Annotated in this window: 12 protein-coding genes and 1 pseudogene; 7 read left to right on the top strand and 6 right to left on the bottom strand. The window is 70.4% G+C overall.

From position 1 onward, the window contains the following. Positions 1–227 precede the first annotated feature (227 nt). From AB0O40_RS01315 to AB0O40_RS01305, 3 genes are all read right to left on the bottom strand, one after another. Positions 228–2036: a hypothetical protein gene (locus AB0O40_RS01315; protein ID WP_365034382.1), complete on the bottom strand. Its 1809-nt coding sequence runs from the start codon at positions 2034–2036 to the stop codon at positions 228–230. 129 nt (positions 2037–2165) lie between these two features. Further along, positions 2166–2456 carry a hypothetical protein gene (locus AB0O40_RS01310; protein ID WP_365034380.1) on the bottom strand — a complete coding sequence of 97 codons (291 nt, stop codon included), beginning with the start codon at positions 2454–2456 and terminating at the stop codon, positions 2166–2168. 22 nt (positions 2457–2478) lie between these two features. Beyond that, positions 2479–3528: a dsDNA nuclease domain-containing protein gene (locus AB0O40_RS01305; RefSeq protein ID WP_365034378.1), complete on the bottom strand. Its 1050-nt coding sequence runs from the start codon at positions 3526–3528 to the stop codon at positions 2479–2481. Between the two features lie 333 nt (positions 3529–3861). Between AB0O40_RS01305 and AB0O40_RS01300 the strand changes: the two genes are divergently transcribed. Further along, positions 3862–4077, top strand: coding sequence for an aldehyde dehydrogenase family protein (locus AB0O40_RS01300; protein ID WP_365034376.1), 216 nt, complete (start codon positions 3862–3864; stop codon positions 4075–4077). 237 nt (positions 4078–4314) lie between these two features. Here the strand turns inward: AB0O40_RS01300 and AB0O40_RS01295 are convergent, their stop codons facing one another. Further along, positions 4315–8943, bottom strand: coding sequence for a hypothetical protein (locus tag AB0O40_RS01295; RefSeq protein WP_365034374.1), 4629 nt, complete (start codon positions 8941–8943; stop codon positions 4315–4317). Positions 8944–9733: 790 nt separating this feature from the next. Here AB0O40_RS01295 and AB0O40_RS01290 point away from each other — a divergent pair. Both AB0O40_RS01290 and AB0O40_RS01285 read left to right on the top strand, forming a co-directional pair. Further along, positions 9734–15763, top strand: a complete 6030-nt coding sequence (locus tag AB0O40_RS01290; protein ID WP_365034373.1) for an RHS repeat-associated core domain-containing protein — start codon at positions 9734–9736, stop codon at positions 15761–15763. A 689-nt stretch (positions 15764–16452) separates the two neighbouring features. After that, positions 16453–16578, top strand: a pseudogene (locus AB0O40_RS01285) (hypothetical protein); the annotation flags it as partial. Between the two features lie 117 nt (positions 16579–16695). Here AB0O40_RS01285 and AB0O40_RS01280 read toward each other — a convergent pair. Next, a complete protein-coding gene (locus tag AB0O40_RS01280) occupies positions 16696–17328 on the bottom strand; it encodes a response regulator transcription factor (RefSeq protein WP_365034600.1) in 633 nt (210 codons plus the stop codon). Continuing rightward, positions 17328–18599, bottom strand: a complete 1272-nt coding sequence (locus AB0O40_RS01275) for a sensor domain-containing protein (RefSeq protein WP_365034598.1) — start codon at positions 18597–18599, stop codon at positions 17328–17330. Before AB0O40_RS01275 ends, AB0O40_RS01280 begins: the two co-directional genes overlap by 1 nt. A 199-nt stretch (positions 18600–18798) precedes the next feature. Between AB0O40_RS01275 and AB0O40_RS01270 the strand changes: the two genes are divergently transcribed. From AB0O40_RS01270 to AB0O40_RS01255, 4 genes are all read left to right on the top strand, one after another. Further along, positions 18799–19536 carry an ABC transporter ATP-binding protein gene (locus AB0O40_RS01270; RefSeq protein WP_365034371.1) on the top strand — a complete coding sequence of 246 codons (738 nt, stop codon included), beginning with the start codon at positions 18799–18801 and terminating at the stop codon, positions 19534–19536. Then, positions 19530–21986 carry an ABC transporter permease gene (locus AB0O40_RS01265; RefSeq protein ID WP_365034369.1) on the top strand — a complete coding sequence of 819 codons (2457 nt, stop codon included), beginning with the start codon at positions 19530–19532 and terminating at the stop codon, positions 21984–21986. Before AB0O40_RS01270 ends, AB0O40_RS01265 begins: the two co-directional genes overlap by 7 nt. A 155-nt stretch (positions 21987–22141) precedes the next feature. Then, positions 22142–23155: an SPFH domain-containing protein gene (locus AB0O40_RS01260; RefSeq protein ID WP_365034367.1), complete on the top strand. Its 1014-nt coding sequence runs from the start codon at positions 22142–22144 to the stop codon at positions 23153–23155. Next, the gene (locus AB0O40_RS01255) at positions 23152–24048 is read left to right on the top strand and encodes a hypothetical protein (protein WP_365034366.1); all 897 of its coding nucleotides are present in this window, start codon (positions 23152–23154) and stop codon (positions 24046–24048) included. The genes AB0O40_RS01260 and AB0O40_RS01255 overlap by 4 nt, the downstream gene beginning before the upstream one ends. The last annotated feature ends 65 nt before the right edge of the window (positions 24049–24113 follow it).

The raw sequence follows: 24113 nt of genomic DNA, 5'->3' as shown, positions 1-24113 counted from the left end.
TTCCTGAAGAAGGTGCTCAACGTCCCGAAAGTGCAGCTCAGAGACATCCTGCCTGTTCCGGTGACATGAACGCGGGCGAGCCGACCACCCAGCCGGTCTGGGTCAGCTCGAGACCCCTTTGGCCCGCCGGGCAAGCTCCGGGTAATCCGCCATGCCCTTCGGGAGCCCACAGGCCAGCCCGCGGGCCACGGTCCCCATCTACGGCAGTGGCACTTTAGGAAGCCCGATCAGGACTCGTCTTCGGCTCGGTGAGTGTGTTCGGGTCCGGGGTGGGCCACACCTGGGACGAGTGGATTGTCGTAGTCGAGTTCGATCTTGCTGAAGACTGAGCCCGGGATCGGCGCTGAGTCGTTGTCCGCGATGATCAACTGGGCTTTGGAGCCGTGGACCTCGGCGAGTGTTTGAAATCGTTGGTAGGTCCGATGGCCCCGTGCCTGGTCGTCAAGGTTAGTCCCGGACGCCTTTCGCGGGGAGTCGATGATCAGCATGGACGGCACTCGGACGTCCGGGTGCGTGATTCCGAACTCCAGCAGGGAGAGGCTGTACGCGACATTGATGCAGGTCACGATGCCCCCGCCGTCGGCCTGAAGGCTCTCGAACGAGACGTTGTCCACTACGGGCAGGTACGACGACGGGTCGATGGTCGCGGACCGGATCCACGGCGCAGGGCGCAACTGCGCGATCATCGTGTTGAAGTCCCGTCCAAGGTCGCTCACGAGGGTCTGCCGTGCAGCGAGTTCGGCCGTACGGGCCTTCTTCCCAGCGGTTGCGCGGGTTCGCTGCTCCTTGATGGCTCTGACGTCGCGGGCGATCGCGTGCGCCCGCGTCCAGGAGTCTCGTAGCTGGGTCACGGAGTCGATGGCTGCTCTGAGCGAGGCCGCGCGGGCGCTGGCTTCGGCGATGGCATCGAACCGTGGCGCCACGAGATCGCGGGTCTGCGCGTCGAGTTGCCGGCGGAGGCTGTGGGCAAGGAAGTCGGTCTGCTGGGCTCGCTGTTGTGCGGCCATCAGGACGGCGCTGTCGGCCTCGAGTACGGCTCGGGCGTCCTGGAGCTGGAGGTCAAGGGTCCTGCGGGTCTGCGCGATGACGGCAGGGTCGACGTCTTGGTCGTGTGGGTCGGCCTGCAGGCAGACCACGCAGTGGTCCTCGGGAACGGGGCGGGTGCTGAGGCGCTGCATGCAGCGTGGGCAGACAACAAAGTCGAAGGGTGACAGCTTCTCGATGGCGGTCGTTGAGCGATCGAGCCGGGATAGGTCGAGTTCAACCTGGGCGACGACCGCGGCTCGGGCCTCGACGAGGTCCTGTGCCGCAAGGACGTCCTGCGTGGCGTTGCGGGCACTGTCCACGGCCGCCCGCAGGTCTTGGCGGAGGACGGCGTCGGCGGCGGTGCTCTCCTCCAGTTCATGGCGCAGGGATGCCAGTGCTGAATCGGCTCGCTGCAGCCTGTCCCGCAGGTTGGTAAGTTCGGCCCGCAGTTGGTCCTCGGTGCGGGGGTCAGTGGCACCGAGGAAGTTCTTGACGTTCTCGTACTCGTCCGTCTTCTTGCGGAGCTCCTCCTTAAGCTCCCCCAGCTTGCGGCTGAGTTCCAGCACGGTGCTGTCGGTGAGCGCGAACATCAGCTTGAAGAGGGCGGTGCGTTTGGTTCTGAACCAGGTGTCGAGGTGTCCCACGACTTCGCGGTCGATGTTGCGGGCTTCCCGGTACACGTAGGCGAACAAGTCGGTGAAGGTGAGGTCCCGCGTGGTGGCTTTGCCGTCACGGCTGGAGGGGATCGTCTCGCGGGGGAAGTCGAGCGCCGTCAGGAGGTAGTCCGACAGGAGTGGCAGGCCACCGTCCGCCTGTACGGCATAGGTGTTGAGGGTGGTCAGGGTCCGTGGATCCAGGACATCGACCTGGCCGGAGCGGGTGTCGTTCACGGTCCTCTTGAGGATCACGTGCTGCTCGCCGATTACGACCTCGGCCCGGGCCGAGAGGACGTGGTCGCGGACGGCCGGGGTCAGTACTGCCTTGCCACCCACCACATGCTTGAGCAGCATCAGGAGGCTGGACTTGCCGGTGCCGCTGGGACCGCTGACGACCGTGGCCCCCCCCCGTCGAAGCGGTAGGTCTTCTCCGCGTCGGCGGTCGTGACAGTGAGGGATCGGAAACGAAGGTGGACTGCCATTTCAGATCTCCGTCCGCCAGGGCCTGTCGACCGCGTCCGGCAGACGGTCGTAGATGAGGGTCTTCAGCGTCGAACCCGACTTGTTGAAGTGCTCCTTGAGAAGCGCGATGCGTTGCGCCACGACAGCCCACTCGTCCGTTTCTCGCAGCATTGCCGCGGCGACCGCGCCGTTCGCTGTGATGCGGAACTCGGCCCGGTCAGTCCCGCCGTATGTGATCAGGTCGCGGGCTGCCAGGGATCCCAGGACGGTGTAGTAGCGGTGATCCCAGGGCCCGTACTTGTAGCGGGTCATGCGGCTCTCGACGGAGAGTCGTTCAGCGGAGGTGGGTTGGGCTCCGTCGGGCCACGGAATCCCGTCTACGGCCAGGAGTCGCTCCGGCCATCTTCTTGCGCAGGATGCCGCCGCCCGGGGCGACGATCGGCAACTGGCCGCGGGCGAAAGTGGGCACGACGGAATGGCTGGAGACGAACGTGTCGAGGACGGTGTCCTTTGTCAGCCGGCGCCTCGCGATGCGCTGCTGAATCTGCACGCTGTGCAGGACCCTCGCCGGGTCTGCAATGTAGACAGCGAGCTGTCCACGATCGCTCTGGTCACGGTTGGACTGCTCGATTCGCTCGATCAGTGCCCGATAGGTGGCCTCGACATCCACGCGTCCCCGCTGCAGGGTCGCGATCGCAGGCATGAGGAGACTCTGGAGGTTGACGTCCGTGATGTGCCGGCGGGACGGCAGTTCGTCGTCGAGTTGCAGCGCACCGAAGAACAGCTCCACCACGCCGGTGAAACCGTCCGGGATGGCGATGTCGGCAAGCCGCGAAACCTGGGGGACTTCGGGGATCGTGGCGTAGGGCTGCTTCCACCGGACTTTCAACAGGTACTGGGCGACGACCTTGGCCATATCGTCCACGCCAGCAGTGACCGCCGGTTCGGGCCCGCACATCGCCTTCAGCATTGTGGCGCCACCCTTGCCTGTGGTGAGGCCGGCGTTCGTGGCAAGCCGAAGGCGGACATTGCTCAGGCCATCACACGCACGCCATCGGTCGAAGAGGTGTGCCAGCCCGCCGTCCTTGCAAAGGTCCGCCACGTTCCAGGGGTTGCGCCGCTTTCCCCGGTGCTTCACTGAAACTAGTTCGACCGAACCGTCCGCGTAAGAGACCACGAAGTCCTCGTGCCACTCACAGACAACCGATTCGACCGAATCCTGCGTGAGCAGCGCAATACAGATCTGGGCGGCTACCTCTGCCTGATACCGGTAGTTGCCCAGGGTGTCCGACCCGCTGTCCTCCTGAGGTGCCACACGGAAAATCGGATGCACGAACGCTTCATCAGAATCCGCGTCCTCTGCCGTCTCAGCCTCAACCGCCACTGCACACCCCCCACCCCGCCGCTGGAGGTACGGCCCCAGGGCCGACAGCGGAAGATCACCACAGATACCACAGCACCCATGCACCCCGTAACCGGTCGATCACATTCGAGGTGGGCCGGTAGACGTGGAGCTCTCTCCGCCTCGGCCGACGTCGGCGCACGACCGTTCCGACGCCCCCTGGTCTTGGAGCAGCCCACAGGCCTGCAACCACATGTCGCCTTGCTTGGCTGGCGTCCAGCCCGGTGGCCGAAGACCCAGCGGTCACTCGTCTTCGTCCTCGGTCAGGTGCTCCATGAGTAGCTCCAGGGTCTCCGTTGAGAGAGCCGGAGCCCGTTGCAGCCAGCGATCGAGCCACTCTGCATCCGTCATCATGCCTGGTCAGCCACCTTCCCCATATACGGAACTTCATCAAACTCCGCACACAGTGCTTTTGGAGGCTACAAGCAGTCGGGCATCGGCAGGGAGACCCATAAGATGATGCTGGAGCACTACCAGCAGACGAAAAATCTCCTCGTCTCGTACTCGCCGAAGAAGCTCGGCTTCTTCTAGGAGCAGGCGAAACGGCGCCTGACGTGGTCTTTGCCGTCAGGCGCCGCGGGCCGCCGGCCCGGTCCCCGCTGCCGGCCAACCGGCTTGCCTTCAGAAGGCTTCGTCCTGTCACCACCCGGCGGTATCGAAAGGTGGCGGAACGAGCATGGGGAACGCGAGGTGGAGCCGGTTCTCACCCGGGGGGGCTGGGCAGACGCCTGCCCCCCCGGGTCGCCTCGGTCCAGCCGAGTCGTTTTCTCAGATGGCTCGTACCTCTTGGACGAACCGGTCGGCCAGCGCCTCGTAATAGCGCTGGTTGGGCAGTTTGTGGCCGCTCGGATCCGTGAAGTGGTACTTGCCCGCGTCCACCGGACCGGTCGCGGTGCCGTCGGTGGAGACGGCCGCGGCGAAGTCGACCGAGCCGTCGGCGTTCCCGCCGAGGGCCGTGCCGGCCCCCGTGCAGGCGCCGTTGGCCGGGTCCGACCTGCTGCACAGGATGTAGTTGTTCACGGCGCGCCGGACGTTGTCCTGTTCCGGTGTCATGGCCAGGACCTGGGGGATCGTGGCGACCCGGACCTGGATCTTGCGTGACGTGCCGACCTGTTCGTCGACGTACCTCTGGCGGATCTGCTGTGCCAGGGCACCAAGGCGTTGCTGCACGTCCGTGGCGGTGGCGTTGTTCATGATGTCCGACGCCCCCGTCGACAGGAGGACGGTCCGCACGTTCGCCTGGCCGAGGACCACCCGGTCCACCGGGTTCGCCGCGCTGGGCGGGCTGAGCCTTTCCGGGCTCGTGGACAGGGCGGGCAGCAGGTTGTTGGTCGTGTTCCAGCTGTTGCGGCCCAGATTGAGCACGCCGTACGGTGCCGGGTTCTCGAGGGGGTCACTCGCGTACTGGGCCGCCACCCGCTCGTAGATGAGGTCCGACAGGTGGTGGGCGTTGTCACCGGTGGTCGTGTCGCTGTTGACCGTCTGGTCGCCGTAGAGCGCCAGTGCGCCGCTGTTCTGCTCGGTCGGTGTCACGTCGACCGCCGCCAGGTACGGGATCTGGGACTTGACGGTGGTGAAGGCGTCGGGGGCGGTGTCCGTCGTGTGGTCGCCCGCGCCCTCGCCGGTGGCCCAGATCTTGGCCTGCGCGTCGTTGTGGACGGGGACGTTCGGCACCATGCCCTTGATGTGGAGGCTGACCAGTAGCGTGCTCTGCTGCGGGACGTCGAGGTCCAGGGCGTCGCTGGTGACCTCGCTTCCGGAGGGGATCGTCACCGAGGCCGACCCTGTCACGGAGGCCGACCCTCCGAACACCAGCCCGATCGGGGCCCCTGAGGTCTGCGCGGTGCCCGCGGCCCCCTGTCGGGCGACGGTGACATGGGACAGGGTGACCGGGTGGCTGCTCACCGCGTTCGAGAGCCGGATGCGGACCTGGCCGCCCGCGCCGTTGCCGACGGTGACCCGGGCCGGGATACGGACGGTCTGCTCGTTCCACGTACCGCCGTTGGAGTCCAGGTTGGCGCCCCAGGTGCCGTTCCAGTTCTGGGCGTTGCCCGCGTCGGGCACGTACGAGGCGGTGCGGATGCCGACGCCCATGATGTGCAGGGCGGTGGTTCCGTAGGTGAGCTGGTCGGTGACGACCGGGAGGCGGATGGCGCTGATCGGCAGGCCCGGGCAGGGCAGGGCGACCGACACCGCGAAGAGCTGCGGCTTGTAGGGGTCAGTGGCTCCGCCCCGCAGGTTGCGGGTGGTGAAGCCGGCAGCCCGGGTCCTGGGGTCTCCCGTGACCCAGTCGGGGACGCTGTCGAGGGTGTAGGTGTGGGTGAGGGACGCCCCGCAGGGGCTGGTGCCGTCCTCCTTGGGCCGGTAGGTGATGGACCCGCTGGCCCCTTGGACGGTGCCTGCGGTGGAGAAGGCGAGGAACACCAGGGCGTTGCCGCTGTTGGCCGCGCCGGCGGTGTCGACGGTGACCGTCTGGCCGCTGGCGAGGATGTTGTCCGCCTTGCCGGTCCCGTACGAGGGCACCTTCATCGGGGCGCCGTTGATCGTGAGGGCAGTACCCGGGGCCCAGCCCGCGTCGCTGAGATCGCGGGCGGAGAAGCTGACGCCGCCGCCGTCGGCGTCGGCGCTGTCGTGGTCGGCGTCCGGGCTGATCGAGATGTTGTTGCGGCAGTCGGTCAGGTCGGTGAGCTTGCAGCTCGGGCTCATCAGGGCGATGCGGAGGGTGTCGATGCCGAGTTGGTGGCCGCCGGAGGAGGCGTTCTTGCCCGTGACCTTGACGGTGAGGGTGTGGACGCCCCGTGCCAGCTCGATCGGCTTGTCGTTCGCGCGCTTGGGCGCCCCGAAGTCGCGGTAGACGGTGGTGACGGAGGGGTTGTAGCCGTCGATGTCAGTGGCGAGCGCCGCTTCGGTGGCGGCGCCCTGGTCGAGGGTGAGGCTGTAGCGGCCGTAGTCGTAGGACTGCGTCAGGCTGGCGCCGAAGTTCCAGTATCCGGTCTGGGGCACTACGAACCGGAAGGTGGCCGTGTCTCCCACGGAGACGGGTCCTGCCAGCATGGCCTGCGTCTCATCGCCCCACCGCACACCGCCGTTCCAACTGTGCTGCGCGATGACCTTGGCACCGCCGTCGGCGGTCGTCCAGCTCGCGGGCGGCGTGCTCAGCGAGTCCTTCGTGTAGCCGTTGGCGAGAGCGCTGCCGTAGACGAACTCGGCTCGTGTCAGGCCTGCGTAGAAGGGGTGCTGGCCCTGCTGTGCTGAGGTGTGGCCGGCCTTGTCGACGGCCTTGACGTTCAGCCAGTGGGGGCCGACCGTGCCGGGCGCGAGGCGCACGGCTGCGAGGCCGGAGGCGCCGACCCAGTACTGCCGGCCGCGGACGACCGGCTGCCCCGGGACCCAGGGCTGGGGCTGCCGCTGCTCGCTCCACACGGCCGAGCCGAGGTCGCCGTCGAGGGAGAAGATGTAGCCGGCGATGTCGTTCGCGCCGGGGGCGTCGATGTTGAAGGTTCCCTGGTCGCTGTAGACACCGCCGTAGCTGTTGCGGGGGAAGTCCAGCGACGAGATCGTCGGCGTCGGCGGAGGCGTGGTGTCGACGATGAAGTCCTCCCACGGCGACCAGTCCGACCAGAGGTCGCCCTCCTCGCTGTGGATGGCGGCGTGCCAGGCGTAGGAGCCTTCAGGGAGCCCGCCGTACGTGTAGGGACCCCCGTTGCCGGTGTGCGCCGTCACGAGCCAGGGCGTGCGGGTCGAGGTGGGCTGGCCGTTGGACCAGTTCCAGATCTCGTAGACGCTCGCGACCTTCTCACCGGCGCTGTTGCCACCGGTGATCTGCATGGTCACGTCGCTCGAGTTCAGGTACCGGCCGCCGAAGGCGGTCATGAGGGGGGTGGTGCTCTGGCCGGGGTTGCGGTACGGCGTGAGGAAGTAGGTGACGGTCCAGTACGTCCTGGTGGGGTCGATCTTCTTCCACTGGTACTTGTCCGACTCGTTCTGCGCCTTCACCAGGAAGGTGTGGCGACCGCCGCCGGCGGCTCCCTGCGCGGCGCTCAGGACGTCGAACCACACCTCGCCGTCACCGCAGGAGTCGTTGCCCTTGCACGAACTCTCGGCCCGGAGGTACCAGGGGTCGCCGGGCTGGCTGCCCCAGCCCATGTTGCCCGGTATGTCCTGCGTGAGCCAGGCCTCGGTGGGCTGGGGGCTGGAGTCTGCGGCGTGGAAGAAGTACGGGCGGAAGGAGGCCGCGGTGACCTTTCCGGCGCCGCGGAATCCGTCGGTGTTCATGGTGAAGTACGACCGCGCGGTGGAGTTGCAGTACGAACCGCAGCCCGCCCAGTTGCCGAGGTAGCCGACGCGGGCCTCGGTGCCGGTGGTCGCCTTCCAGCCCATGCTGTTGATCGATGCCCAGCTCGTCACCGAGGGATTTCCCTGCCAGACCGGATCGATGTACAGCGGGTACACGACGTCCCGGCTCCGGAGCAGTGCCTTGTCCGGCGCGAGGGAGATCCGGTCGTTGCGCACGGTCATCGCCATGCGGGTGTGGTGCGCACGGGATCCGGGACCGCGGACAGTCGAGCGGGTCGAGGCCTCGGAGGCGGCCTTCGTGGCGGGCCCGCCACGCGCCGTGCCGCCTGCGGCAGGACTGACGGGCCGCTCGCCCGCGGAGTCCCACACGAGCGGCGGGTCGGCCCGGAAGACCGTCCGGCCGGCCTTGTCCGTGGCGACCACGTCGCCGCTGCTGTTCTCCGTGAGGGTCACACCCCGGGTGTCGGCGCCCAGCTTGAGCTGCGCAACGGCCGGGTCCGATGCGGCCTTGGGCGTCTTGACGACCAGGACGTGCCGGAATCCGTCGGCGTTCGCGGTGACGGCCAGGTCGACGTCGGGTAGGACCGAGCGGTACGTGGCGGTGTCACCCGTGACGACGGGCGCGGGGAGCCTGGTGGGCCAGGAGAGGGAGATCTTCTTGCCGTCCCGGACCATCGACACGAGGGGTCCGTCGCCACCGGGGGAGAAGGACACCTCGGTCACGACGGCGGCCGGTGCGAACCGTCCGTCCGAGCGCCGGCCGAGCGTGGTGTCGACGGGAACCCACCCGCGGGCCTTCTTGACGCGGACGGGCTCGGCGTTCTGGGTCATGGTGAAGGACCCGTCGGGGTTCGCGACGGTCCGGGCGTTCGCGGTGGTGAGCGCGTCGACGGGCGCGGCCTTCCCGGCCTTCCTGGCCCGGACGGATGCCGCCTCCTGCGCCGCACGGCCGGGCGGGATCCTCCGGATCTCGTGCCCGGGCGCTCCTCCGGTGCCGGGGTTGCGCCCTGCGGACGCGGCCTTCCCGCCCTCGGGTCGCGGGTTGGGCTGCGCCGGCGGCAGTTTCGGTGCCGCGCCGGGCGACGGCACGGCGTGCGGCACGGGCCCACCGGTCGTCGCCGCTGCCGGCGCCGCGGCCCCTGCGAGCAGCCCTGCCGTGAGGGCGGCGACGGTGATACCCGAACCGGATCGGAGCAGGCCGCCCATTCGCGACCTCCGGTCGCGGACATGTCTGAAGAAGGCCATGTGGCCGAATTCCCCCCTGTTGGGGCGCGCCGACTTCTCCGGCCGCGCCCGAGGTCAACATTCTGCGTTCCTTCGGCCGGAAGTCGCCTTGCACCCAGGGCGAGTTCACTGCAAGCGAACAGCCATCTGTGGAGCATTGCGGGATCTTGTCGGATTTTGGGAGGCAGAAACGAGACGCACGACCCCCGGGGTGAAATCGGCACGCCTGTAAGGATGTTGCTTGATCGCAACCTCTTGTGAACAGGAGTAGGTCTCCATGGGGGAAAGAACGTCCCGCCGACTCAGCCGAAGAAAAAAGGGGGTGTTGGCTTCCGCTTCCGTCCTGGTGGCCGGCGTACTCCTGGTCCCGGGGGTGACCCCGTGGTCATGGCCAGGCCAGCGCAATACATCGGAGGCCCTTCAGGGCGACCGACTCGAATACAGCCTGAGCAAGCCGGGTGAACTGCCACGGCCGGCCGAGTACCGTACCTACGACCCGACTCGCGCGCGGACTTTGCCTTCCGCCGACTCGGCAACCGTCGAACTGCACGCCGCGGCAGGTGAATTCAAACGGAATCGACCGGTCCGCGCCGGAAGGCTTCCTATTCTGCTCGCGGACAGCAGCAGAACGCCCGACGGAAAGGGGAAGTCACCCCTCCGGATAAAGGTGACGGCAGCCGCCACCGGCAAAGCACAGGCCGCCGGGATCCGCGGCCTGCTTTTCTCCCTGGAAGCCGAGGACGGAACCAGGGCGGCCAGAACCGCCACCGTCACCGTCGACCCCGCCTCCTTCCGGTCCGCTTACGGCGGCGACTATGCCTCCCGGCTCCGCCTCGTCCGGCTGCCCGCCTGCGCGCTCACGACGCCCGAGCGGCCCGCGTGCCGCGAACGCACACCGGTGAAGACCCTCGCCGGTACGGCACTCAGCGCCGACATCGCCATGGGAACCACCCGTTCGGCAGCCAAGGGCGCCTCCGCAACGGCCGGCACGGGCCCCGTCGTCCTGGCCGCCACGGCCACCGCGGCCGGTGCCGCGGGTAGCTACCAGGCCACGTCCCTCTCGCCGACCGGTACCTGGACGTCCGGCTCCAACACGGGCGGCTTCACCTACACGTACCCGATCGTGGTGCCCGCCGCCGCCGGCGGCCCCACTCCGGACGTCTCGCTGCACTACGACTCCTCCCTCCAGGACGGCCGTACCGCCGGCACCAACAACCAGTCCTCATGGCTCGGGGACGGCTGGACCTCCGGCGAGTCGTACGTCGAGCGCAGCTACCGGCCCTGCACCGACGACTCCTCCTCCGGGGCGCCGTCCGACTCCGGAGACATGTGCTGGGGCGGACAGGTGCTGAGCCTGTCCCTGAACGGCACGACGACCCCGATCGTCGCCGACGGCAACTCCTTCCGACTGCTGTCCGACGACTCCACCACTAAGGTCGAACGCCTGACCCTGACCGGTGGGGCCTCCAACGGCACGCGCAACGGCGAGTACTTCAAGGTCACCGAGAAGGGCACCGAGTACTACTTCGGCCTCAACCAGCTGCCGGGGCATGCAGCGGGGAAGGAGGAGACCGGGTCCGCCTGGACCCTCCCCGTCTACCGCACGCCCGAAAGCGCTTGCCAGGGCACGGACTTCGCTTCCACGGCCTGCCAGCTCGGCTGGCGCTGGAACCTGGACTACGTCGTCGACCCGCACGGCAACGCCACCGCGTACTACTACCAGCCGGAGACCAACCGCTACCGGGCGGCCGGCACCTCCACCGGCAGCCCCTACACCCGCGGCGGATACCTGCGACGCATCGACTACGGCATGACGTCGGCGACCGTGAACACGACGACGGCGCCCCAGCAGATCGTCTTCCAGGTCGCGGAGCGCTGCATACCGGGCACCCCCGCCGGAGCCACCTGCGGCGAGGGGGAACTCTCCACCGCCCGCGCGTCCTGGTGGCCGGACGTGCCCGCCGACCTCGACTGCGCCGCCGGAGCCGTCTGCTCCTCCTCGTCGCCGTCCTTCTGGTCACGCAAGCGGCTGACCGGCCTGACCACTCAGGTGACGGTCGGCGGTGAAACCAAGCCCGTCGACAGCTACGCCTTCACGCACTCCTTCCCCGACGGCGGCGACCACGCGCCCACGCTGTGGCTCCAGAGCATCAAGCGCACCGGCCTGGACACCACGGCCGACAGCCCCACGTCCGTCGAGATGCCCCCGACCGACTTCGGGAAGCCGGCCCAGCTGGCCAACCGGGTGGGCACGGTGACGGAACAGCCCGCGATGTTCCACGACCGCATCCAGGCCATCACCACGGAGACCGGCGCGAAGATCACGGTCGACTACAACCCGGCCACCTGCACCCCGGCAAACGTGCCCGCCGACCCGGCGGCCAACACGATGCCCTGCTTCCCCGTCATCTGGCAGCCACCGGGCTACAGCTCGAAGCAGAAGGACTGGTTCCACAAGTACACGGTGGCCTCGGTCCGCACCCAGGACCAGAACACCGACAACCAGGACGGCACGTACCCGAGCCTGCTCACCACCTACCGCTACCTCGGCGGCGCCGCCTGGCACCACGACGACTCCGACTTCACCACCGCCGACGCCCGCACGTACAGCCAGTTCCGCGGCTACGCGGCGGTGGAGACCCGCACCGGTGACACCGCCGTCTTCCACCGCAGGAACGGCGACCGCGTCGACGACCAGCTGACGAAGACGAAGACCGTCTATTTCCGGGGCATGTCCCGCAACACCAAGGACGGCACCGGCGGCACCCCGGTCACTCTGTCGTCCGAGGACAACCGCTTCAGCTACGAGGACCGCGACGAGCTCAGCGGCCTGCCGTTCGAGGAGACCACCTACCTCGGCGACACCAACACCGTCGCCACCACCAAGGTCTCCCTCCCCACCACCCTCGGCCCCACCGCCACCCGTACCCGCACCGGCCTGCGTCCCCTGAACGCCCTCATGGTCCGCACCGCCCGCGTGCACGAGCGCGAGGCCGTCTCGTACGGCTGGCGCGACACCGAGAGCGCCACCTTCTACGACACGACACTGGGCAGGACCACCACCGGCATGCCCGTGCGCGAGGTCGACCGGGGTGAACCGACCGCGGCCGGCAACACGGCCGAGTGCACCTGGCGGTACTACGCCGTCAACGCCGACAAGGCCATGGCCCTCGAAGCCGAGACCATCACCACCGCCCAGGACTGCAACGGCCCGGACGACACCCGCTCCGGCACCCTGCTGTCCCACAGCCGCACCTCCTACGACGGCCACGCGTTCACCCGTGAGGGCCTGTCCGGCGGCACCGCCCCCACCCGGGGCCTCGCCACCACCCAGGAGGTCGGGAAGACGGCGGCCGGATCCGAGGCCGCGTCCTTCATAGTGGCCTCCCGCCAGAGCTACGACGGCCAGGGCAGGCTGGTCTCCGAGACCCGCACGCCCGACTCGACCGCGCCCGACGGCAGCAGCCTCGCCCGCACCGTGACGACGACGTACACGCCGGCCACCGGTCTGCCCACCAGCGTGCAGACCAGGCAGCAGGTGACGGGCGGCGCCTCGCCGACCTACCACGTCTCCACCGACACCCTGGCCCCGACCCGGGGACAGCCGGTCGAGAAGATCGACATCGCGGGCACGCGCACCAGCCTGCGGTACGACGGCCTGGGCCGACTCGCGGCCGTGTGGCTGCCCACCCAGGCGAAGGCCGCCAACCAGCCGGCGACCCGGCGCTTCGAGTACCGGATCAACCAGAACGCGCCGAGCGCAGTCACCTCGTCCACCCTGCTGGAGAACGGCTCGTACGCGAACAGCACGGAACTCTTCGACGCCCTGCTGCGCAGCCGCCAGACCCAGTCGCCCGGTGACAACGGCTCGATGGTCGTCACGGACACCCAGTACGACTCGCACGGCTGGACCGTCCGCACGAACAACCGCTACACCCTGGCCGGGTCCCCCGTGCCGACCGTCGTCCGGGTCGCCCAGAACGACGTGCCCAGCAGTACGGTCACCGACCACGACGGCCTCGGCCGCGTCACCGCGACGCACGAGGAGTCGGCCGGGAAGGTTCCCGCCGGCATGAGCACTGCCATCGCCTACACGGGCGACACCACCGTCACCGTGCCGCTCGCCGGCGGGGTCGTCACCCGGACGGTCACCGACGCGCGGGACCGCCGCACCGAGCTCGGCCAGTACACCGCACCGCCCACGATGACGGGCAGCCCCACCACCGGCTACACCGCCGGCGGCGGCACGCTCGCCCGGACCGCGTTCACCTACACGCCGACCGGGAAACCGGCCACCACCACCGGTCCGGACGGCAGCGTCTGGACCTCGCAGTACGACCTCCTCGGCCGCCGTACCGTGCAGGACGACCCCGACGCGGGCCGAACCGTGTCCACGTACGACGACGCGGGCAACCTCGTCGCCACCAAGGACGGGCGCGACACCGAGATCGCGTACACCTACGACCTCGCCGGCCGCAAGGTGGCGGCGGTCGACAAGACGCACGGCAACTTCACCTTCGGCGTCTGGAAGTACGACAGCCTCCGGCCCGGCAAGCTGACCTACTCCGCCCGCTACGTGCCGGGGGTGAGCGGCGCGTACGCGGTCCACAACACCGGCTTCACCGCACTGGGCCAACCGTCCGGTACGAAGATCACCCTGCCCGCGAGCGAGGCGCCCCTCCCCACCACCTACTCGACGACCTACTCCTACTCCCCCGCGACCGAGCAACTCCTCACCGAGCGCGCACCGGGCGTCGGCGGCCTCCTCACCGAGGACGTCACCTACGGGTACACGCCGCTCGGCAAGCTCTCCGGTGTCAGCGCGACCGGTGTCAAGGCCACGACGAGCTTCACCGATGACGGGCTGGCCAAGGAGATCACCTACGGGACGTCCGACAACCCGGCGTCCACCAACTATCAGTACGACAAGCAGACCCGCAGGCTGCTCCGGGCCATCGTCCACCGCAGCCAGTACCCGAACCTCGTCGACGACACCGCCTACGCCTACGACCCGGCCGGCAACCCGCTCTCCGTCACCGGCTCGGCGACCGAGACCGGTGCGACCGTCACCGACGCGCAGTGCTTCCAGTACGACGCGCTCGGCAGGCTCGCCGAAGCGTGGACGGCCGGCGCGACCTGCCCGGCCCCCGGATCGGCACCGGCTGACATCGCCTCCGGCCCGGCCGCATACTGGCAGTCCTTCCGTTACGACCCCGTCGGCGTACGGACCTCCTCCGTCGACCACGCCACCGCGGGCCAGACGGGCGACACCACCACCACGTACACCCACGGCTGCACCGGCAACGCCGCGCAGTGCCCCCAGGGGCCGCAGCCGCACACCCTGACCGCCACCGCCCTCAGCGGCCCCGGCGGCAGCGCCAGCACGTCCTTCACCAACGACAAGACCGGCGCCATGACCTCGCGCGCCCCCTCCACCGGTACCGCACAGGACTTCACCTGGGGGCCCGAAGGGAAACTCGAGCGCATCGCCCACGGCAGCACCGACACCCGGTTCGTCTACGACGCCGACGGCAACCAGCTGATCCGCCGTGACCCGGGCAGCACCACGCTGTTCGCGGGCAGCACCCAGATCGTCGTGAACACCGCGGTCACCCCCAAGGTGATCAAGGGTGCCATCCGCGGCTACGGCATCGGCGACAAGCAGGTCGCGGTGGCCTCCACCTTGCCCGGCGGCGGCGTGCACTACACGGTCGCCAACCTGCAGGGCACCGTGAACCTGACCCTGGACAGCACCACGCAGGCCGTCTCGCGCAAGCGCTACAAGCCGTACGGCGAGACCCGCGGCACGGTCACGGGCTGGCCGGACCCCTCACGCGGATTCCTCGGCGCGCCCGTCGAGGCGACCGCCGGCTACAGCGACATCGGGGCACGCAAGTACGACCCGGCTCTCGGCCGCTTCCTCAGCGCCGACCCGCTCTTCACCCCGGACGATCCCCAGCAGTTCGGCGGCTACGACTACGCGGGCGGCAACCCGGTGACCCGGAGCGACCCGAGCGGCCTGATCGCCTACGACGACGCGACCGGCTCCACTGCCGGCTCGGCCGCGCAGCTCCAGCAGAAGGTCAACACCGTCCGCGCCGAACCCGAGTACAGGGACGACTTCGCCCCGTTCCCCTGCGGCAAGCTCTGCAAGACACTGGGCTACAAGTCCGAAGACGACGAGGGGTACCGGAACCTGATCAAGTCGTTGGACCACCCGCGCAAGATGGAGTTCAACGCGAAGCCCCAGCCCGGCTGGAACCTGGGCAATCTGAAGCCGCTCAAGCCGGTCTGGGACCATGCGTTCGTCGGCGGCTCGGTCTGCAAGAAGGCCTGTATCAACGTCAGCCTCCAGCAAGGTGACCTGAGCGTCAACGTGACCTACGGAGTCACCAAGGACTTTCCAAAACTCCCCAACCGCGGCCTTTTCGGTGCGATTCCCGGTGGAGACCTCATGGGCGCGTCCGCGGGCTGGAACACCGCCACCCCGGCGGACGGCGCGACCCAGGTCGGCGCCGCCACCGCAGCCTACGGGCCCTACGGCGCCACGTACGCGTACCAGAGGAACGCGCAGGGGAAGTCCTTCCACCAGTTCGGGTGGGCCGGCGGCCGGGGTTACACCCTCCAAGGCCCGCCCATCGCCGGATTCACCGTCAGCAGCCAGGGCACGAGCTGGTTTGCCCCCTGGAAGAAGTAGCAGCGCCCCGGTGATCCAGGAGGCGACCTCCCCGTACGCGGACAGCCCGTCACGCCTACCACCACGGTGACCTGGCACACCCCACCTACCGGCGGGCCCCGACGAAGTCGGGGCCCGCCCTCGTGCGCGGCCCACACCTTGGCCCGACGTCAGGTCGGCGCCCCATGGCGGACGGCGACCCCACATACCGTGTCCGGCCGCCCGCCACGCCGGTCCACGAGACCGCGCCGCTCCCCTACATCCCGGCACCCCGCTCTTGCGAGTCCCTCTCGAGCACAGCGCCCGCGGCGACGGGGGCGCTGCCGATCGCCTACCGGGGCAAGTGCGGGGCAGGAGTACCGCCATGCGGGGCGCACGCGCACTTCTATCGCGCCGGATGGCTCTGCGCCGACCACCAGCCGCCGCCGACGGCAAGGGCCACCTGCGGGAGTCTCCCCATCAGGCCACTCGCAGTGGATTCGTCCGTGGTCTTCCCTCCGAGCCGACTTCGAGCCTCGCAAGCCCGAACTGGCTGCGCAGACCCGGTGATCACTCGCCTTCGTCCTCGGCGAGGTGCTCCGTGAGGCGCTCCAGGGATTCCACCGAAAGGGCCGGAGCTTGTTGCAGCCAGTGATCAAGCATTCCGCTTCCGTCATCATGCCTGGTCGACCTCCTGCCAGCCCTACGGAGTTGAATCAAACTCCGCACATTCTGCTTTTGGAGGCTATAAGCAGTCGGGCATCGACCGAGAGACCCACAAGATGATGCTGGAGCACTACCAGCAGACGAAGAACATGCTGGTCAGCTACTCCCCGAAGAAGCTCGGCTTCTTCTAGGGACGCAGCCATTGCTGCTCAGTCCGGCTCGCACCCCTGCCGGACGGGGGTGCGGGCCGCTGGGTAGGAGCTGCGGCCTCGGTGTCCGGGAGGGCGTCGTCCCGCAGGCCTCGTGGGTCAGGCTCGCAGGTAGGCGAGGACGGCCTGGACCCTGCGGTGGGCCTTGTCCGTCGGGGGCAGGTCCAGCTTGGTGAGGATGTTGCCGATGTGCTTGCCGATCGCCGCGTCGGAAACCACCAGCTCCTTCGCGATCGCGCCGTTGGACCTGCCTTCGGCGATCAGTGCCAGCACCTCGCGTTCGCGCGGGGTGAGCTGCTCCAGCGGATCGCGGCGGCGGCGCAGCAACTGGCGCACCACTTCGGGGTCGACCACCGTGCCGCCGTCCGCCACCTCGTGCAGCGCTCGTACGAACTCCTCGACCTGGCCGACCCGGTCCTTGAGCAGGTAGCCGACGCCCGTTCCGTCGCCGGAGTCGAGGAGTTCGGCGGCGTACGTCCGCTGCACGTACTGGCTGAGGACCAGGACCGGGAGCACGGGGTGCTTCTCGCGCAGCCGCACGGCCGCGTGCAGCCCTTCGTCCTGGAAACCGGGCGGCATGCGGACGTCCGTCACCACGATGTCGGGGGCATGCTCCTCGACAGCGGACATCAGTGCCCGCGCGTCCCCGACGGCCGAGACCACCTCGTGGCCGCAGCGGCTGAGCAGGCCGATGAGTCCTTCCCGCAGCAGCACGCTGTCCTCGGCCAGCACTACCCGGAGCGGTCGGCCGCCGTGGTCAACTCGCAAGGAAACTCCACACGCAACAGGGTCGGTCCGCCCGGCGGACTGGTCAGGGCAAGTCTGCCATCCAGGACCGATACCCGGTCCGCGAGACCGGTGAGGCCGCTGCCCGCCGAGGGGTCCGCGCCGCCGCAGCCGTCGTCGCGCACTTCGAGGAACAGGCGTCCGTCGCGATGGCCGCCGCTCACCTGCGCGCGGCCGGCCCCGCTGTGCTTGGCGACGTTGGCCAGCGCCTCGCAGACCACGAAGTACGCTGCGGACTCGACCGGCTCGGCCGGCCGGCCCGGCAGCTCGAGGTCGACGTCGACGGGGACCACGCAGCGGTCCGCGGCGTCGCTGACCGCGGCGTGGAGGCCGTAGTCCGTGAGGACCTTGGGGTAGATGCCCTGAACGAGCTCGCGCAGTTCCGCGAGCGCCTTGCCCGCCTCCTCGTGGGCCTTGGCGAGCTGGTCGGCGAGCGGGCCGGGCGGGGCGTCGAGGCGGGCCAGCCCGAGGGCCATCGTCAGGGCCACGAGGCGTTGTTGGGCGCCGTCGTGCAGATCGCGCTCGATCCGGCGCCGCTCGGCATCGAAGGCGTTCACCAACCGGGCCCGGGAGCGGGCCAGTTCGAGCACCTCGGCACCGAGCTCGCCCTCGCGGGAGGCGATCAGCAGCCGGGCCAGCTCTGCGCGGGCGCCCGCCGTGGCGCCGAGCACGTACGCGCCCAGGCCCATCAGGATCAGGCCCAGTACGGCGACGCCGAACGCGGTCGGCCAGGTGGTGACCGTCCACTGCTTGAGCACCTTCACCTCGTGGCCGTCGCCGACCGCGGCCATCAGCAGCGGGGTGGCGACCATGGACAGGGGGAAGAGCAGGGCGACCGTGATCGCCAGGGCGTCGAGCGGCCACAGCAGCCCGGCGAACAGCAGTGCGTACCCGAGCTCCCGCCAGGTCCCCCGTTCGCGCAGCCGGGTGGTCAGCCAGGCCCACAATCCCGGCGCGGCCGGCACCTGGTGCCAGCCGGATGCCGGGTTGCGGTCGATGAGGCGCAGTCTGCGCCGCTCCACCCAGGCCACCGGGATGCCGCTGAGGGCGACGACGACGAGCAGGGGCAGCCCCACCAGGACGACGGCGAGTGCACCGCAGACCGCTGACACCGTCACGATCCCCAGCAGGGTGGCGATACCGGTCACCGTTCCGGTGAGCAGGTACGCGGCGGCGCGCCAGGGCCAGGCCGACAGCAGGAAGCCCGGCCGGGACATGGCCTGCCACACGTTTCGAGGGTGCATGTGCATGACCGTAAGCGGCCCCACCCGCCGGGTGCCATCGGTCCCGGGCCCGTATCGGGGGTAGGCCTGGCACTACCCCAAGTCTCGTCCGGGCCGTACTGCGCCGCGCGGGGCTTCCGCGGTTTCGTGGAGGGACCGACGAGCCGAGGAGCAGGTACTGGTGGTCAGACGTATGAGCAACGACGCGATCCGATTGCGGTCCGTGACCCGGCGATACGGCTCGGGCGGCACCTCCGTCACCGCCCTCGACGAGGTGTCGCTCGCCTTCCCGAGGGGGACCTTCACCGCCGTGATGGGCCCGTCCGGGTCAGGCAAGTCGACCCTGCTGCAGTGCGCCGCGGGCCTGGACCGGGCCACGTCCGGCTCGGTCACCGTGGGCGACACCGAGCTGACCGGGCTGAGCGAGACCAAGCTGACCCTGCTGCGCCGCGAGCGCATCGGCTTCGTGTTCCAGGCGTTCAACCTGCTGCCCGCGCTGACCGCCGAGCAGAACGTGGCCCTGCCGCTGCGGCTGGCCGGCCGCCGTCCGAAGAAGGCCCAGGTGCGCGAGGTGCTGGAACAGGTCGGGCTCGCCGACCGTGCTCGGCACCGCCCGACGGAGATGTCCGGCGGCCAGCAGCAGCGGGTCGCCCTGGCCCGCGCCCTGATCACCCGCCCCGAAGTGCTCTTCGGCGACGAACCGACCGGCGCGCTCGACTCGCAGACCGGTCGCGAGGTGCTGACCCTGCTGCGCGGCATGGTCGACCGGGACGGCCAGACGATCATCATGGTGAGCCACGACCCCGTAGCGGCCTCCTACGCCGACCGCGTCGTCTTCCTCGTCGACGGCCGGGTCAACGGTGAGTTGAGCGGCGCCTCCGCCGGGGACATCGCGGCGCGCATGACCACGCTCGAGGCGGCGCCGTGCTGAGCACCACGCTGCGTACCCTGCGCACCCGTTGGGTCACCTTCGTCGGCAGTTTCCTCGCCGTCTCCCTGGGCGTGGCGCTGATCGCCGCGATGGGGCTGGCCCTGGCGTCCTCGCTGGACGCACCCGACCGGGGGCCGGAGCGGTTCGCGGCCGCGCCGGTGGTCGTCAAGGGCCGGGACACCCTCCAGGTGCCCACCCCGGTCGGCGAGCGCAGCCAGAAGCTCGCGCAGCCGCGGGCCGTGCCCGAGGACGTGGTCGCGAAGCTGCGGGGCCTCGGGACCGTCGTCGAGGACCGGTCGTTCGCCGTACGGGCCGAGGGCGGGCCGGCCGGCCTGGTGGGCCACCCCTGGTCCACGGCGGCCTTCGCGCCGTACCACCTCGACGCCGGACGCCCCCCCGAGGCCGCGGACGAGGTCGTCGTCACCGGTGACTGGGCCCGTCCGGGCACCGGGGTGCGGACCGACCGCGGCACGGTGCGCGTCGTCGGCACCGTGGCCGGGCTCGGCATCGAGAACGCCGTGTTCTACACCGACACCCGCGCCGCCGAACTGTCGCCGCGCAGCCGCCAGCTCGTGGTCGACGCCGGTGCGGCGGCCGTGCGCAAGGCGGTACGCGGCAGCGGGGGCGTCCAGGTCCTCACCGGCGACGCGCGCCGGTACGCCGACGCCGACCCCGACCGGGACAGTGCGGCCCTCACCGCGATGAACGCCATGTTCGGCACGGCCGGCGGCGTCACCGGGTTCGTGTCGGTGTTCGTGGTGGCCTCGACCTTCGCGTTCGCGGTGGCCCAGCGGCGCCGCGAGTTCGGGCTGCTGCGCACCGCCGGGGCGACCCCGGGCCAGATCCGCCGCATGGTCCTCCACGAAGCGCTCGCGGTCGGTGCACTCGCCTCGGCCGCCGGCTGCGTGCTCGGTTCCTACCTGGCTCCGAAGCTCGCCGAGTGGGCGGTCGGCCAGAGCCTTGCGCCCCGATGGTTCACCATCGGCGACTACGCCTGGCCCTACCACATGGCTTTCTGGACGGGCCTGTTGGTGGCCCTGTGCGGCGCGCTGGCAGCATCCTGGCGGGCCGGGCGCACCGGTCCCACCGAGGCGCTGCGCGAGGCGTCCGTCGACACCGGGCCCATGACGTGGGGCCGCCGGCTGTTCGGCGCGGCCCTGCTGGTCACCGCCGCCGTGACCCTGGCCCTGGCCCTGGTGACGAACCCGGGCGACCTGCTGCAGCGCAAGACCTACGTGAGCCGGCCCATGCTGCTGATCACCGCGGTCGCGCTGCTCGCACCGGTGCTGGTGCGGCCACTGGCCCGGCTGGTCGCCTGGCTGCCGGCCCGGCTGCCGGGCGCCGGCGGGATGCTGGTGCGGGAGAACGCCGCGACCGGGGTCCGCCGCACCGCCGCCGTCGCGGCGCCCGTGCTGGTCACGGTCGCGCTGGCGGGCTCGCTGCTCGGCGCCGCCGCCACCCTGAACGGGGCGAAGGCGACCGAGGTGCGCGAGCGGACGGCCGCCGACTTCGTGGTCACGCCGGCGGGCGACGCCGGCTTCGGCGAGGCGACGCTGCGGCGGCTTCGAGCCGTGTCCGGTGGCGAGGTCTCGGCGAGCTCGTCGAGCGCCGTGTACGTCCTGGAGGACGGTGTGGCGCTCATCAGGTCCGATGCCCGGGCCGTCGAACCGGGACCGCTCGCGGCGACGACCCGCCTCCCGCTCGCCGCGGGGACGGTGGGCGGTCTGGACGACGACTCGATCATCGTCAACGAGGAGTGGGAGAAGCACACCGTGGGTGAGCGGGTGGACGTGTGGCTGGGTGACGGCACGAGGAAGTCCCTGAAGATCGCCGCGGTCATGACCACCGGCACCGGCGACAACGGCGCGTACGTCACCCCGCGCAACGCCCCCGCGGCGCCCGTCGACCGGGTCGACGTACGCCTGGCGCACGGCGCCGACGCGGACACCGTGGCTGCCGGTCTGCGTCAGGCGGTGGGGGCGTCGGGCGGGGAGGTTCTGACCAGGGGAGCCTGGGTGCGGGCGAGGTATCCCGAGAGCAGCCGGACGACCCGGACGGGGTTCTTCCTGGTCCTGGGGATCGCTCTCCTGTACACCGGCATCTCACTGGCCAACACGATGGTCATGGCGACCTCCGACCGGGTCCGCGAGCTGGCCGTGCTGCGGCTGGCCGGCGCCACCAGGTGGCAGGTGCTGCGGCTGGTGGGCGCCGAGGCGCTGATGGTCGTCATGGTCGGCGGACTGCTGGGAGCGCTGGTCGCCGGGCTGAACCTGGTGGGCATGTGGGGCGCGCTGGGCCTGCTCTCGGTGTGGACGTCCCTCGTGATCCCGTGGGGGACGCTCGCGGCGGCCCTGGGTGCCTGCGCGGTGCTCGCGGTGATCTCGGCGATCGCTCCGGCCGGCCTCGCCCTGCGCCGCAGAGCGGTGGAACTGGCGGGCGTACGCGAGTGACCACCGACCTGCGCCGCCCCGGCGGCCGCGGCAGCGCGTGAGCCGGAGCGCCGAGGGTCCGCGGAAGGGGTCCGACAAGGCGTCTTTTCGTCCTCTTGACGATAGGCGGGGGGATGGTTATCGTCATGGTGACGAGATCGAGGGGGTTTCTCATCGTGGCCGACATCACGCGGCGCTTCGGCTGGCGTCATCTGCGCTCCGCGCCCACCACGCACATCCGGCACCACAAGCGAGGGCGTCTCGTGCACGACGGGCGGGGGCTCAGCTTCTGGTACCGGTCGCTGTCGGCGGCGCTGTCGGAAGTGCCGGTCGACGACCGGGAGTTGGCCATGGCGTTCCACGCCCGCACGGCCGACTTCCAGGACGTCACCGTGCAGGCCACCGTCACCTACCGGATCAGCGATCCGGGTGCGGCGGCGGACCGGCTCGACTTCTCCGTGGACCCGGACAGCGGGAGCTGGCGCGGTGCGCCCCTGGAGCAGATCTCCACCCTGCTCACCGAGACCGCGCAGCAGCACACGCTGGACGTACTGGCCCGGACCCCGCTGGCCGTGGCCCTGGTGGACGGCGTCGCCTCGGTACGGCAGAGCGTCGCCGCCGGTCTCGGCGCCGAGCCCCGGCTCCCGGACACCGGCATCGACGTGGTGGCCGTGCGCGTGGTGGCGATCCGGCCCGAGGCCGAGGTGGAGCGCGCCCTGCGCACCCCGGCCCGCGAGCAGATCCAGCAGGAGGCGGACCGGGCCACCTACGAACGGCGGGCCGTGGCCGTCGAGCGGGAGCGGGCGATCGCCGAGAACGAGCTGGCCAGTCAGATCGAACTGGCCCGGCGCGAGGAGCAGTTGATCGAGCAGCGGGGCGTCAACTCCCGGCGCGAGGCGGAGGAGAGCGCGGCGGCCGACAGCGTGCGGACCGAGGCCGAGGCGGCGCGCAAGGTCCGGCTGGCGCAGGCGGAGGCCGCGGCGGCGCGCGAGACGGGATCGGCCAGGGCCGAGGCGCAGGCGTCCTGGCTCCAGGTGCACGACGAGGTCGGCGCGGGCACGCTCTACGCCCTGGCGGCGACCCGGCTGGCGGAGAACCTGCCGCGCGTGGAGAGCATCACGCTCACTCCGGACGTGCTCACCGGCCTCCTGAGCAGGCTCGGGCGCCCGGACACCGGGGCGGATGCGTGAGCCTGGCTCCCCGGGCGGTGCTCGTGCACCGCAGGACCGAGTACGAGGAGCTGATCGACCGTCATGGGACGCACGGGCAGGCGGCGTTCTTCCTCTCCAGCCGGGGCCGCTCGATCGACGACGTGGTCGGCCGCCACGACCGGACCCGGCGGGCGCTGCGCGAGGTGGCGGCGGCGGTACCGCTCACCTGGCGCAGCTCCCAGGTGGAACGGGCGGACCTGGACCGCTTCCTGTTCGCGCCGGAGGACGTGGTGGTCGTGGTCGGGCAGGACGGCCTGGTGGCCAACACCGCGAAGTACCTCGCCGGGCAGCCCGTGGTCGGCATCGACAGCGACCCGGGGCGCAACCCCGGAGTCCTGGTCCGGCACCGCTGCACCGACGCGGCCGCCCTCCTGCGCGCCGCGGCCGGCGGGGGGCCGACGGAGGACCTGACCATGGTCGAGGCCGTCGCCGACGACACCCAGCGCCTCCTCGCGCTGAACGAGATCTACCTGGGCTCGCCCGGCCACCAGACGGCCCGCTACCGCCTGGGCCCGGACGGCGAGGACGGTCCGGGTGAGGCCCAGGCCTCCTCCGGCGTGCTCGTCGGCACCGGCACCGGCGCCACCGGCTGGCTGCGTTCCCTGTGGCTGGAGCGCGGCGGCACGGAGCAGCTGCCCGCACCGTCGGACCCCCGGCTCCTGTGGTTCGTCCGCGAGGCCTGGCCGTCGCCCGCGACCGGCACGTCGAGGGTCGGCGGCCACCTGGACCGGCGCGAGGGGCTGCGGCTGACGGTGGAGTCGGACCGGATCGTGGTCTTCGGCGACGGCATGGAGGCGGACGCCCTCCAGCTGACCTGGGGGCAGAGCGTACGCCTGGGCATCGCGGCGACGGCGCTGCGCCTGCTGACGTGAGAGCGCCCCGCCCGGCGGGACGTCTCATCAACTCCACCAAATGCATGCGGACTTGACTCACCGGT

It is taken from the genome of Streptomyces sp. NPDC089919 (assembly GCF_040684615.1).
Taxonomy (GTDB): Bacteria; Actinomycetota; Actinomycetes; order Streptomycetales; family Streptomycetaceae; genus Streptomyces.
The sequence above is the reverse complement of the archived record's forward strand: the minus strand, read 5'-3'. Positions and strand labels throughout refer to the sequence as shown.